Source organism: Massilia hydrophila (assembly GCF_020208145.1).
Classification (GTDB): Bacteria; Pseudomonadota; Gammaproteobacteria; order Burkholderiales; family Burkholderiaceae_D; genus Telluria; species Telluria hydrophila.
In genome coordinates this window covers 56480-70196 of record NZ_JAHYBX010000013.1, presented here as the reverse complement: position 1 = coordinate 70196, position 13717 = coordinate 56480, and the positions used below count along the sequence as shown (strand labels likewise).

General features: G+C 65.2%; 9 protein-coding genes. 3 read left to right on the top strand and 6 right to left on the bottom strand.

Translation table 11 applies throughout. The annotated features are described in order from the left end of the window. Window positions 1-172: 172 nt before the first annotated feature. The 4 genes from LE190_RS20785 to LE190_RS20770 form a co-directional block, all read right to left on the bottom strand. Window positions 173-2830, bottom strand: coding sequence for a DNA topoisomerase III (locus LE190_RS20785; RefSeq protein ID WP_225240498.1), 2658 nt, complete (start codon window positions 2828-2830; stop codon window positions 173-175). Window positions 2831-3219: 389 nt separating this feature from the next. Next, window positions 3220-3678, bottom strand: coding sequence for a Smg family protein (locus LE190_RS20780; protein ID WP_224946265.1), 459 nt, complete (start codon window positions 3676-3678; stop codon window positions 3220-3222). 259 nt (window positions 3679-3937) lie between these two features. Further along, window positions 3938-5077: a DNA-processing protein DprA gene (dprA, locus tag LE190_RS20775; RefSeq protein ID WP_225240497.1), complete on the bottom strand. Its 1140-nt coding sequence runs from the start codon at window positions 5075-5077 to the stop codon at window positions 3938-3940. Between the two features lie 12 nt (window positions 5078-5089). Next, window positions 5090-6193: a LysM peptidoglycan-binding domain-containing protein gene (locus tag LE190_RS20770; protein WP_225240496.1), complete on the bottom strand. Its 1104-nt coding sequence runs from the start codon at window positions 6191-6193 to the stop codon at window positions 5090-5092. 275 nt (window positions 6194-6468) lie between these two features. On the opposite strand from LE190_RS20770, the gene def reads away from it, so the two are divergent. Next, window positions 6469-7008, top strand: a complete 540-nt coding sequence (gene def, locus LE190_RS20765; RefSeq protein WP_225240495.1) for a peptide deformylase — start codon at window positions 6469-6471, stop codon at window positions 7006-7008. A gap of 10 nt (window positions 7009-7018) precedes the next feature. After that, on the top strand, window positions 7019-7966 hold the full coding sequence (gene fmt, locus LE190_RS20760) for a methionyl-tRNA formyltransferase (RefSeq protein WP_225240494.1): 948 nt from the start codon (window positions 7019-7021) through the stop codon (window positions 7964-7966). Window positions 7967-8053: 87 nt separating this feature from the next. Here the strand turns inward: fmt and LE190_RS20755 are convergent, their stop codons facing one another. Continuing rightward, window positions 8054-8284 carry a BrnA antitoxin family protein gene (locus tag LE190_RS20755; protein ID WP_225240493.1) on the bottom strand — a complete coding sequence of 77 codons (231 nt, stop codon included), beginning with the start codon at window positions 8282-8284 and terminating at the stop codon, window positions 8054-8056. A 254-nt stretch (window positions 8285-8538) separates the two neighbouring features. Between LE190_RS20755 and metH the strand changes: the two genes are divergently transcribed. Continuing rightward, window positions 8539-12309 (top strand): methionine synthase, encoded by a 3771-nt coding sequence (metH, locus tag LE190_RS20750; protein ID WP_225240492.1) that lies wholly within the window; start codon window positions 8539-8541, stop codon window positions 12307-12309. Window positions 12310-12374: 65 nt separating this feature from the next. On the opposite strand, the gene LE190_RS20745 is transcribed toward metH, so the two are convergent. Then, window positions 12375-13673, bottom strand: coding sequence for an EAL and HDOD domain-containing protein (locus LE190_RS20745; RefSeq protein WP_225240491.1), 1299 nt, complete (start codon window positions 13671-13673; stop codon window positions 12375-12377). Window positions 13674-13717 lie beyond the last annotated feature (44 nt).

The window sequence follows — 13717 nt, the reverse complement described above, 5'->3', positions numbered from 1 at the left end:
CATGAAAGCTGTGCTTGCCCAGGTCGATGCCGATAAGCATAACGTCTTGCATGATGGCCTCCGTCCAAAATGAAAACACCCTACAAGCTTAGTAACTTGTAGGGTGGAGGGTGACCATCTCATTAACGCGAACCCGTGGGTTCGCGTTCCTGTGATCGGCGGGGCGGTTTGCTTATTTCTTCGCCGCCGATGCGATCTTCTTGGCCGCCGGCTTGCGCGCCGCGGTCTTGGCAGCCGCCTTGGCCGCGCTCTTGGCCGGTACTTTCCTGGCCGCCTTCACGGCTGGTGCTGCCGTGCCCTCGGCGCCGGCGTCAGCGCCGCCCTCGGCGGCTGGCGCCTTGCCCTTCGCGGCCGGCTTGGCCTTGCGCTCCTCGAACTCGAAGCTGATCTTGCCATCCTTGCCACGCACCAGGAAGGCCTTGAAAGGCCGGCGGGTACGCTGCGAGATAAAGCCCGGCAGCAGGTCGGTCTTGCCTTCGTTGAGGAGCTTGGCCATCTGCTCCGGGAGGATCTCCTGCTGCAGGATGATGCGGCCGCTGCGGAAGTCGCAGCCTTTCGGCTTGGCGACCGTCTTCTCGCACACGTAGGCCAGGCCCATCTCGTACACGGAGCCAGCGCATTTCGGGCAGGGGCCGAGGGCGGTCTGGCCGGTGAAATCGACGCCTTCACCGTCTTCGCCTTCGTCCTGGTCCTGGCCGAAGTCGAATTCGAGCTTGAAGTTGTTGATGTCCTCGTCGCGCACGATGCGCAGGATCGCCGCGAACGGGCGCCCCATCTTCGAGCGGAAGCCCTGCAGCGGGCCGATGGTGCGCTTCTCGAGCAGTTCCTCGACCTCGTTGATCTCGAACTGGCGGCTGCCCGGCGTCTTCGACATCGAGAAGTCGCACTTGGTGCAGGCGAAGCGGCGGTAGTTTTCCTTGACCACGCCGGCGCAGTTCGGGCACGGGGTGCGCAAGGTCGCATAGTCGCCGGGAATCGTCGCGTTGTCGTATTCCTTGGCGCGCTTGACGATAATCTGCGTCATCTGCGCGATCTCGCGCATGAATTCCTCGCGCGAGATCTTGCCCTTCTCCATTTGCGAGAGCTTGAATTCCCACTCGCCGGTCAGCTCGGGTGCGGTAAGTTCGTTCACGCCCAGGCCGCGCAGCAGCGTCATCAGCTGCGACGCCTTCGCGGTCGGAATCAGTTCGCGCCCTTCCCGCACCAGGTATTTTTCGGTCAAGAGGCCTTCGATGATGGCCGCGCGCGTGGCCGGCGTGCCCAGGCCCTTGCCGGCCATGGCGTCGCGCAGCTCGTCGGAGTCGACCAGCTTGCCCGCGCCTTCCATCGCCGACAGCAGCGTCGCTTCGGTGTAGCGTGCGGGCGGTTTCGTCACCAGGCCGTTCGGCGTGACCTTGTCGGCCAGGACCTTCTCGCCTTTTTGCACCGGCACCAGGTTGGCGCCGTCCTTGTCGTCGCCCGTGGTGTCCTTGCCATACACGGCCAGCCAGCCGGGGTTGGTCATGACCTTACCCTCGGTCTTGAACTGGTGGCCCGACACTTCGGTGAAACGGGTCGTGACCAGGAACTCGGCTGCGGGGAAGAATACCGCCAGGAAGCGGCGCGTGACCAGGTCATACAGCTTCTGTTCCGGCTCGCTCAGGTTCTTCGGGATCACGCCGGTCGGGATGATGGCGAAGTGGTCCGAGATCTTGGCGTTGTCGAAGATGCGCTTGTTCGGCTTGACCCAGCCCTTGTCCAGCACCTGCTTGGCGAACTGGTGGTAGTTGTTCATCTCGCCCAGCGCACCCATCGTGTTCTTGACGGTGGCGACGTAGTCTTCCGGCAGGTGGCGCGAATCGGTACGCGGGTAGGTCAGCACCTTGTGCTTCTCGTACAGCGCCTGGGCCAGGCCGAGCGTGTTCTTGGCCGAGAAGCCGAAGCGGCCGTTAGCCTCGCGCTGCAGCGAAGTCAGGTCGAACAGGGCCGGCGCCATCGAGGTGGTCGGCTTCGATTCCTCGGTGACCACGCCCTGCTTGCCGCGGCAGGCGGCGACGATCGAATCGGCCGCCGCGCGGCTCCACAGGCGCTCGGCGCGCTTTTCCGGATCGGTCTCGTCCTTCTTGAAGTTCTGGTCGAGCCAGCGGCCTTCGTAGACGCCGGCGGCGCACACGAACTCGGCGCGCACTTCCCAGTAGTCGCGCGGGACGAATTTCTTGATCTTTTCTTCGCGCTCGACCACGATCGACAGGGTCGGGGTCTGCACCCGGCCCACGGTGGTCAGGTAGAACCCGCCCTCTTTCGAGTTGAAGGCGGTCATGGCGCGGGTGCCGTTGATGCCGATCAGCCAGTCGGCTTCCGAACGGCAGCGCGCAGCGTCGGCGAGCGGCAGCATCTCTTCGTCGCTGCGCAGGTGCTTGAAGCCGTCGCGGATCGCGTTCGGCGTCATCGACTGCAGCCACAGGCGCTTGACCGGCTGCTTGGCCTTCGCGTTCTGGGCGATCAGGCGGAAGATGAGTTCTCCTTCGCGGCCCGCGTCACATGCGTTGATCAGGGTGGTGACGTCCTTGCGCTTGATGAGCTTGTTCAGCACCTTGAGGCGCGACTCGGTCTTGGCGATCGGGTTCAGCGCGAAGTACGGCGGAATCACCGGCAGGTGCGTGAAGCTCCATTTGCCGCGCTTGACGTCGTACTCCTCGGGCACCTGGATCTCGAGCAGGTGGCCGACGGCGGACGACAGGATGTATTCGTCGGATTCGAAGTACTCATCGTGCTTGGTGAAGCCGCCCAGCGTCTTCGCGATGTCGTTCGCGACCGACGGCTTCTCGGCGATGATGAGGGATTTGGTCATAGTGTTTCTCGGGTGCTCTATATATAAGTGGCTTTTGCCCGCGCATCATACATGCTCCCGGGCGAGACGGTTGTGAAAGCCGTAGTGTCTGAATAGTAACAGTCTCGATGGAGCGGCCAATGATAAGCGCGATCTCGCGCCTCCTGCAAGTGCGCACGGGCGCGCGGGCCGGCATGCCGCGGCCATGCAGCCCCGCCACGGCCATGCTTGCGCGTGACAATGTCTGAGAATTCGGTGCTCCCGATGAAGCAGTTCCTGATCGCATCGGAGATCAAGCGCCCGACCGATGCACGCATCGCAGGCATGCCAGTGCCCGGCCTCGAGGCCGGACCACACAGAAAAGCAAACGGGGCCTTGCGGCCCCGTCGATGTGTCGGTGTATCGTGTGCTCAGTGCAGCAGGCGCGGTTCCTGGTCGTCGTCGTCGCCGAACAGGTCGTCGAACATCAGCGCATCGGGCTCCTTGCCCTGGCTCCACAGGACCATCAGCACGATGATCTTGAGCTTGCCCAGCGCCACCGGCGACTCGTCGCAGGCCAGCGCGCGTTCGATGACGATCTCGCGCTGGGTAGGGGTCAGCACCTTGGCACTCTCGAGGAACTGGATGAAACCGATCGCGGCCCTGCCCAGTTCGATGTACTCCTCATCCACGTAGTAGCGGATGCCGGTGCAGGCATCGATGGCGTCGGAAACTGCCGCTTCGGTCAGCCCGGACAGCCAGTCCAGCGCCTCGGAAATCTCGATGTCATCGAAACCGACGGCGGACAGCTTGCGTGCCAGGGCCGCCGGCTCGGGGCAGGCGTCAGGACGATAGTACGTCTCGTAGAGGTAGACCAGGATGTCGAACATAGTGACGCTACTGTAGCAGCTAAGCTCGCCGAGGCACAAGCCTGACACGTCCGGCCGTGCGCCAGGGATGGAAAACGTTGTTTCGCGGCCTTATTCGTTCATTCAGTTTTACCGTGATTTAACAAAATAGAGACTGCGCATTTCACAAAAATAACTCAGGAAGAATACTCTTTTTCGCATCCGCCCATGCGCAACGCATACGCTAGCATAGGTATGCTTCGGCCAGGCAACGCCGCATGGGGCCATACTGGCGCTTCCCTCAGCACGGACCGGCAGCGCGGGCAGCTACCACCCGCTGCACGCGCCCGTCGGGCAGCCGCTCCAGCAGCCCGGCAAGCTCGAGCGCCAGCAGCTCGCCGGCGAGCTGCCCGGCATCGGCGCCGAGCCGTCCCAGCAAGGCATCGGGGTCGACCGGATCGTGGCCCAGCGCCGCCAGCAGCAGGTCATGGCCGGCCTCGGGCGGCGGCGCGGCGGTACGCGCGAGGGGCGAGCAGCATAGCGCCGCCAGCACCTCGTCCACCGTCTCGACCAGCTGCGCCCCTTCGCGGATCAGCTGGTGGCAGCCCTTGGCCAGCGCCGAGTGGATCGAGCCCGGCAGCGCGAACACCTCGCGTCCCTGCTCCGCCGCCATCTGCGCCGTGATCAATGAGCCGGACTGGGCCGCCGCCTCGACCACCAGCACGCCGGCCGCCATGCCACTGATGATGCGGTTACGGCGCGGGAAATTGCCCGCGGCCGGAGGCGTGCCAAGCGGGTATTCGCTGACGATGCAGCCTCCCTCGGCAATGCGGTGCGCCAGGGCGCGGTTGCGCGCCGGGTAGACCCGGTCGGCCCCGGTGCCGATTACGGCGATGGTCGAACCGGGGCCGCGCAGTGCCCCTTCGTGGGCCGCCGTATCGATGCCGAGCGCCATGCCGGACACCACGCACAGGCCGGCGTGCGACAGCGCTTCGGCAAAGCCTTCCGCATTCGCCCTGCCCTGCGCGCTGGCGTTGCGGCTGCCGACCACGGCGATCATCGGCTCGCCCAGGCGTTCACGCTGGCCGTTTATATAAAGCAGCAGGGGCGGATCGGGAATGTGGCGCAGGGCCGCAGGATAGCCGGCGTCATGCAGCGTGAGCAGGTGGTGCCCGGGCCTAGCCAGCCAGTCCAGCGTGCGCGCGATGCGCTCCGTGAGCGCGGGTGGGATTGGTGCGCACAGGGCGGCGGCCTGGGCCGCCGGCACGTGGGCAGCAAGGGCCGCCTGGCCGGCCCTGAAGATCGCGGCGGGCGAGCCGAAGGCGGTCAGCAGCTTGCGCGCGCCGCGCACGCCCACCCCTTCCGTGCCTTCCAGCCTGATCCAGTCGGCGAAGGCTTGATGGTCCGCGGGGCTGGAGGGAGGGAAGGCCGTGTCTTGCACGCTAGGCTGGTTTCATTCGGGTGATTTGGCCACGTCGCCGACTTCGACCGGCGCCGACACTTGCATGATCAGCCCATACGAGACATTGCTGAACACGCGGAAGATGAACAGGCTGCCATATTGCTCGTCGGGCAGCTTGATCTGCTTCCTGCCCATGCCGAGCACGCCCTTGCTGTCCGGGTCCGGCACCGTTCTTCCGAGATGATAAAGCTGCAGCACGGAGCCGACATCGAGTCCGTCAAGGGAACCGCGATTGACCGTGACAACCTGGCTCTGGCCGGCATAGGTCACGCCGGCATAGATCGACATCACGCGCCCATCGACCGGCTGCGCCGGCGCATGCGGCATGTAGTTGCGCACTGGCACCGGCGGCATCGGCAGCAACAGGTCGCCCACGCCCATTTCCTGGCGCGTCTCGGCAACCCGGAAACTGTGCGCATCCACGCCCGGCCCGGCTTCGCGGTCGAGCGTGACGCTGCCGAGGTAGGCCGCTTCGTGCGCCAGCACCTTGCCGGTCTGCGGGTCCTTCAGCGGACCGCTGGGACGAAACACCTGGAAGGTCCGGCCGCCGCCCAGCGCGCCCTTGACGTAGACGCGGTCGCCGGTGCCCAGGTAGACCCGGCCTTCCTGCGACGCCACGATGCGCGGCGCACTGGCCATGGCGCCGGCTTCCACCAGCAGCGGCTGGGTCAGGTAGGGTTCGATGCTGCCGGACCGGATCGACTGCACGGCATCGCGTTCGAGCGGCTCGGTGCGCACCTGCGGCGACAGCTTCAGCAGCGGCGGCTGCCCTGTCCCGTCGCTGCCAGGACGGTTCAGCGACAGGCGTCCGCGCGCGCGGTCGAAATAAATGACCTGGCCCGGGTAGATCCAGTGCGGGTTGCGGATCTCGTCGCGGTTCATGCCCCATACCTGGGGCCAGCACCAGGGATTCTGCAGGAAGGTGCCGGAGATGTCCCACAGGGTATCGCCCTTGACGACCAGGTGCTGGTCGGGAGCGTTCGGGCGGAAGCTGCATGCACTTGCCGGCGTAGCAGCCTGGACCGGACTAGCCACGGCGAGCGCGGCCAGCGCCATGGCAGCAGCGCGGGTCACGACTGTGCTAAAATTTTTCATTGCTTACGTCCGTCATGTGTCCGTGGATTGCGGCTTTGACACCGGATGGCTGGCGGCGCACGCCTTGGCGCTGATCGTCCCGCTGAAATGCAGCGCGACGCTCCACTGTGATCGATAAAGTTTGCGTGCTAAAGGTTGCCGTACTGAATCAAATTCTGCACATAAATCCCTGAACTAGCAAGACAAACCGCGTCCTGCCGAGGCGCCAGTGTGTTGCATTTCCGTACGCGTGCGCGAACCTTATTGAACTGATATTTCCTCTTGATTTCTTGACCATGGCCCTACTGAAGATCCTCCGCTACCCCGATCCACGCCTGCACAAGGTGGCCAAGCCCGTGACCGAATTCGGCACCGAACGCCTGCGCCAGCTGGTCAAGGACATGGCCGAGACCATGTACGATGCCCCGGGCGTCGGCCTGGCCGCTACCCAGGTCGACGTGCACGAGCGCGTGCTCGTCATCGACGTGAGCGAGACCACCGACCAGCTGATGGTCTTCGTCAACCCGGACATCACCTGGGCCAGCGAAGAAAAGCAGGTCTACGACGAAGGCTGCCTGTCGGTCCCCGGCATTTACGACGGTGTCGAGCGTCCTGCGCGCGTGAAAGTCAAGGCCTATGACGTCGAAGGCAAGGAGTTCGAACTCGAGGCCGACGGCCTGCTGGCGGTGTGCATCCAGCACGAGATGGACCACCTGATGGGCAAGGTCTTCGTCGAATACCTGTCGCCGCTCAAGCGCAACCGCATCAAGGCCAAGCTGCAGAAGGAAGAGCGCGGCATGGAGCGCGACGCCCAGCGCGCCGGCGGCCGCCGCTGACAGGGTGCCGATGAGAGTCGTCTTCGCCGGCACGCCCGAGTTCGCCGCCTGCGCCCTGCGCGCCCTGCACGAGGCGGGTTTCGAGATTCCCCTGGTCCTGACCCAGCCCGACCGTCCAGCCGGGCGCGGCATGCAGTTGCAGGCATCCAGCGTGAAGCAGTACGCGCTGGCGCATGGCATGGAAGTGGCGCAGCCGCTGTCGCTGCGCATGGACAGCAAGGACCCGCAGCGCGGGACCGAAGCGCGCGCCGCGCACGAACGCCTGCTCGCGCTCGACTACGACGTGATGGTGGTGGCGGCCTACGGCCTGATCCTGCCGCGCAGCACGCTCGACATCAGGCCCTGCATCAACATCCACGGTTCGCTGCTGCCGCGCTGGCGCGGCGCCGCGCCGATCCACCGCGCCATCGAAGCGGGCGACCGCGAGACGGGCGTCACCATCATGGGCATGGAAGAAGGCCTGGACACCGGTCCGATGATGCTGATGGAGCGCGTGCCGATCGCCGACACCGACACCACCGGCAGCCTGCACGACAGGCTGGCCGAACTGGGCGGACGCATGATCGTCGAGGCGCTGCGCAGGATGGAGGCGGGCGTGCTGGAGGCCGTGCCGCAGCCGGAAGACGGCGTGACCTATGCCGCCAAGATCAGCAAGGAAGAAGCGAAGCTCGATTTCACCCTGCCGGCCGAGCTGCTGTGGCGCCGGGTGCGCGCCTTCAATCCCTTCCCCGGTGCGCACGGGATGGTCGATGGCGTGGCGGTGAAGGTATGGAACGCCGTACTGGCCGAAGGCAGCGGAGCACCGGGCGCGGTGCTGTCGGCCGACGCGCAAGGCGTCGTGGTGGCCTGCGGCGGCGGTGCGCTGCGCATGACCGAACTGCAAAAGCCTGGCGGCAAGCGCCTGGCGGCGCCGGACTTCCTCAAGAGTTTCCCGCTCAGCGGAAAAGTCTTCTCGTAATTCACGCAGTCGCAGCACGGCCGGCACTGGCTGGCGCTGCGACCCTCGCTCTCCACAAAAGAAAATCGGGGCATTCGCCCCGATCGCTCACTGCTGCTGCGATGCCGCAGCGCGCTGCGCATCCATGTATTCGCGCAGCACCTGGTTGATGCGGGTCTGGTAACCCGGGCCTGCCGACTTGAACCACTCCAGCATGTCCACGTCCAGGCGAATCGTCACGATCTGCTTGACGCCACTGACTGGCGACTTCAGGGCAACAGCCGGTTCTTCGATACGGTTCACCGGTTGCTCCCAATCCGGCTCATACTCTTTGTTCATGCAATCATCCCGTTAAAAGCTTCGCCAACAATGTGGCGACGAGTTAATTGTCGTCCGTGTATGTAACGTAAAGATTGCGGAAGCGCTAGGTTTTGTAACATTGTGTATCAATATGGCCGAACCATACATAAAGATACATACACGAAACCGTTATTTGCGCGCTTTTTGGGTCGGCCAGAGCGTCGCGGCGTCCTGACGTATAATCGTAGACCGCCCAACAGTAAACGGCCTGTCAAGCCGTAGAAAGACGACCCATGAACGCCCCTCTTCGCACCCCCTCCCCGATCGACTCCCAGCTGCGCGACATCCTGAAGCGCCGCATCATGATCCTGGATGGCGCGATGGGCACCATCATCCAGCAATACAAGCTGGACGAAGCCGCCTACCGCGGCGAACGCTTCAAGGATTTCAGCGCGCCGGAAGGCGCCGGCCAGCGCGAGCTGTTCGTGAAGGGGAACAACGAGCTGCTCACCCTGACCCAGCCGCACATCATCCAGGAGATCCACGAGCGCTACCTCGCCGCCGGTGCCGACCTGATCGAGACGAATACCTTCGGCGCCACCCGTGTGGCGCAGGACGACTACCACATGGCGCATCTCGCCTACGAGATGAACGTGCAGGCCGCCAAGCTGGCGCGCGCCGCCTGCGACAAGTACAGCAGCCCGGACAAGCCGCGTTTTGTGGCCGGTGCCCTCGGCCCGACCCCGAAGACCGCCTCGATCTCGCCGGACGTGAACGACCCGGCCGCGCGCAACGTCAGCTTCGACCAGCTGGTCGAGAGCTACCACGAGCAGGTCCGCGGCCTGGTCGAGGGCGGCGCCGACGTGCTGCTGGTCGAGACCATCTTCGACACCCTGAACTGCAAGGCAGCGCTGTTCGCGATCGACCAGTATTTTGAAGAGCACCCGTCAATGCCGCGCCTGCCGGTCATGATCTCGGGCACCGTTACCGACGCCTCGGGCCGCATCCTGTCGGGCCAGACCGTCGCCGCGTTCTGGAATTCGGTGCGCCACGCCAAGCCGATCACCATCGGCCTGAACTGCGCCCTCGGCGCCGCCCTGATGCGTCCGTATGCCGAAGAACTGTCGCAGATCGCCGATACGTTCGTGTGCATCTACCCGAACGCCGGCCTGCCCAACCCGATGAGCGACACCGGTTTCGACGAGCTTCCGGCCGACACCTCGGCCCTGCTGCGCGAATTCGCCGATGCCGGCTTCGTCAACATCGCCGGCGGCTGCTGCGGGACCACGCCCGAACATATCGCGGCCATTGCGCAGATGCTCGAGGGCCGTCCTCCGCGCCAGGTGCCGCAGATCCCGGTCGCGATGCGCCTGTCGGGCCTGGAGCCCTTCACCATCGACGACAGCTCGCTGTTCGTGAACGTTGGCGAGCGCACCAACGTCACCGGTTCCAAGGCGTTTGCCCGCATGATCCTGAACGAGCAGTTCGACGAGGCGCTGTCGGTGGCGCGCCAGCAGGTCGAGAACGGCGCCCAGGTCATCGACATCAACATGGACGAGGCGATGCTCGACTCGCAGGCCGCGATGACGCGCTTCCTGAACCTGATCGCGTCCGAGCCGGACATCTCGCGCGTGCCGATCATGATCGACTCCTCCAAGTGGAGCGTGATCGAAGCCGGCCTGAAATGCGTGCAGGGCAAGGCCATCGTCAACTCGATCTCGATGAAGGAAGGCGAGGAAGAGTTCATCCGCCAGGCGCGCCTGTGCCGCCGCTACGGCGCCGCCGTCATCGTCATGGCCTTTGATGAACAGGGCCAGGCCGACACCTTCGCCCGCAAGACCGAGATCTGCGGCCGCGCCTACCGGGTGCTGACCGAGCAGGTGGGCTTCCCGCCGGAAGACATCATCTTCGATCCGAACATCTTCGCGATTGCCACCGGCATCGAGGAGCACAACAACTACGCGAACGACTTCATCGAAGCCACCGCCTGGATCCGCAAGAACCTGCCGCACGCGAAAGTATCGGGCGGCGTGTCGAACGTCTCGTTCAGCTTCCGCGGCAACGACCCGGCGCGCGAGGCGATCCACACCGTCTTCCTGTACCACGCGATCAAGGCTGGCATGACCATGGGGATCGTCAACGCCGGCATGATCGGCGTCTACGACGACCTTTCGCCCGAACTGCGCGAGCGTGTCGAGGATGTGGTGCTGAACCGCCGTCCGGACGCCACCGAACGCATGATCGAGTTCGCCGGCACCCTCAAGGCCGGCGGCGGCAAGCAGGAGCAGAACCTCGAGTGGCGCGCGGCGCCCGTGGAAAAGCGCCTGGCGCACGCGCTGGTGCACGGCATCACGCAGTGGATCGTCGAGGACACCGAAGAGATGCGCCAGCAGGTCCTGGCGTCTAGCGGGCGCCCGATCCACGTGATCGAAGGCCCGCTGATGGACGGCATGAACATCGTCGGCGACCTGTTCGGACAGGGCAAGATGTTCCTGCCGCAGGTGGTCAAGTCGGCGCGCGTCATGAAGCAGGCCGTGGCCCACCTGGTGCCCTTCATCGAAGAGGAAAAGGCGGAAGAAGAACGCCGCACCGGGATCAATGCCAAGCCGAAGGGCAAGATGGTCATCGCCACCGTCAAGGGCGACGTGCACGACATCGGCAAGAACATCGTTTCGGTGGTCCTGCAGTGCAATAACTTCGAGATCGTGAACATGGGCGTGATGGTTCCGTGCTCGGACATCCTGGCCAAGGCCAAGGAAGAAAACGCCGACATGGTCGGCCTGTCAGGCCTGATCACCCCGTCGCTGGAAGAGATGGCCCACGTGGCGCGCGAGATGCAGCGCGATCCCTACTTCCGCGAAAAGAAGATCCCGCTCCTGATCGGCGGCGCCACCACCAGCCGCGCCCACACCGCCGTCAAGATCGCGCCGCACTACGAAGGCCCGGTGGTCTACGTGCCGGACGCCTCGCGCTCGGTGTCGGTGGGCCAGTCGCTGCTGACCGAGGATACGCGCGAGACCTATATCATCGAACTGGCCCAGGACTACGAACGCATCCGCGTGCAGCATGCCGGCAAGAAGGCGCTGCCGATGCTCTCGCTCGAACAGGCGCGCGCCAACAAGGCCAGGCTCGCGTACGCGCCGGTGAAACCGAAGTTCATCGGCCGCCGCGTCTTCAGGAACGTCGAGCTGGGCGAACTGGCGCGCTACATCGACTGGGGTCCGTTCTTCCAGACCTGGGACCTGGCCGGCCCCTACCCTGCCATCCTCAGCGACGAGGTGGTGGGCGAGGCCGCCACCAAGGTGTTCGCGGAAGCCCAGGCGATGCTCAAGAAGATCATCGATGGCCGCTGGCTCACCGCCAACGGCGCCATCGCGCTGCTGCCGGCGAACTCGGTGAACGACGACGACATCGAGATCTACACGGACGAAACGCGCCAGCAGGTCGCCTTCACCTGGTATGGCCTGCGCCAGCAGGGCGTCAAGCCGGTCGTGGATGGCGAGCAGCGCCCGAACCAGTGCCTGGCCGACTTCGTCGCACCGAAGGACTCCGGCACGCCTGACTACATCGGCATGTTCGCGGTCACGGCGGGCCTGGGCATCGAGAAGCACGAGCAGCGCTTCGAAGCGGCCCTGGACGACTACTCCTCGATCATGCTCAAGGCCCTGGCTGACCGCCTGGCCGAAGCCTTCGCCGAGTACCTGCACGAGCGCGTGCGTACCGATTTGTGGGGTTATGCGGCGGGCGAAGACCTGTCGAACGAGGCGCTGATCAAGGAGGCCTACCAGGGCATCCGCCCGGCGCCGGGCTACCCGGCCTGCCCGGAACACACGGTCAAGGGCGAACTGTTCCGCACACTGCAGGCCGGGGAAATCGGGATGGAGCTGACCGAGTCGTTCGCGATGTATCCGGGAGCCGCGGTGTCGGGCTTCTACTTTGCGCACCCGGAATCGAAGTACTTCGTGGTCGGCAAGATCGGCGACGACCAGCTCGACGACATGGCGCGCCGCCGTGGCATGGACAAGAGCGAACTCGAGCGGTACCTGGCGCCGAACCTGTCCTGAGGTCTGGCGCTACCGCGGCTGGCAACGCGTGGGCGGCAAGCCGCCCACGCTACGGACCCGGTAGCTCAGATCGCGTAGCGCACGACCTTGTCGCTCCACTCGAAGGCAGACACCTCGAGCTCGGCGAGGTCGTCCCCGTCCATCGACAGTTCGTGGAGCGCCGGCGTCACCTCGTCCTGGGCGCCGTCGATGCGTTCGAGCGATTCCGCCAGGCGCAGCAGTTCACCGAAGAAGCCGCGCCGTACCAGCAGCGCGTGGCGCACTTCGTCGATCACCGGAATCTGTTCGACGATGTCCTGCATCGAAATGCAGAACAGGGTATCCATCAGCGACATCATGCCCACCGTGAAGGCGATGTCGGCGACATTGCGCTGCCCCGGGCGCAGGCGCTGGGCCAGCAGTTCCATCAGGCGCGCGCGCGTGGTGGCCAGCATCAGGAGCGGACTCGCGTTGTGACCGCGCATCCCCTGCTCCGCATACAGCAGGATCTGCAGCCAGCGCTGCAGCTGGCGCCGGCCCAGCAGGATCACGGCCTGGCTGACCGACTCGATGCGCCTTCCCGCACCCGCCGCCGGCGTGTTCACCAGTCGCAGCAGGTTCAGGCCGAGCGTGACGTCCTGCTTCACGGCGCGCTCGATCGCGGCATTGTCGGCATCCGACACCACCAGGTGCAGCAGGTCCATCACGGCGGCCTGCGAAGGCGAGAGCTTGCGCCCGGCGATCACGGTCGGCTTGGCAAAATAATAGCCCTGGAAGTAGTCGAAGCCGAGGTCGAGGCAGGTGCGGTATTCGCTGTGGCTCTCGACCTTCTCGGCCACCAGGCGCTTGCCGGTGCCGCGCAGGCGCGGTGCCAGCGACAGCAGGCTCACCACGGGCAGTTCGCGCAGGTCCATCTTGACGAAATCGACCACCGGCAGCAGGCGCGCCAGGCCCGGCCCATGGGCCGAGGCCTCGGCCGCGAAACGGAAACCGTGGGTCGACAGTTCGGTCATGCGCCGGATCACGGCATCGTCCGGCACCACCGAACGCACGATCTCGAGCACCGTCCGTTCGCGCGGCAGGAAGGCGAACATGTCGCTCATGAGGACGTCGGTGTCGACGTTCAGGAAGGCGGTGGCGTCGCCGATCGCGCGCGGCAGCCCGAGCTGGGAAGCATGATGCAGCACGCCGGCGCTGGCCGACAGCCCCGAGTCGATCTGCGCCGGTCCCTGGGCGCTGCCACGGAACAGCAGTTCATAGCCGAACAGCGCCTGGTTGCGGTCGAGCACCGGCTGGCGCCCGAGATAGAAATTGCGCAGCGGCTGGGAAGCAGACTGGAAAGCTGGCTGTGAAGCCCCCTCAGGGCTGGCGGCGGTATCGGTCATGTCGTGTGGTTGGGCTCGCGAACATCCCTACTTTACCGTATCCG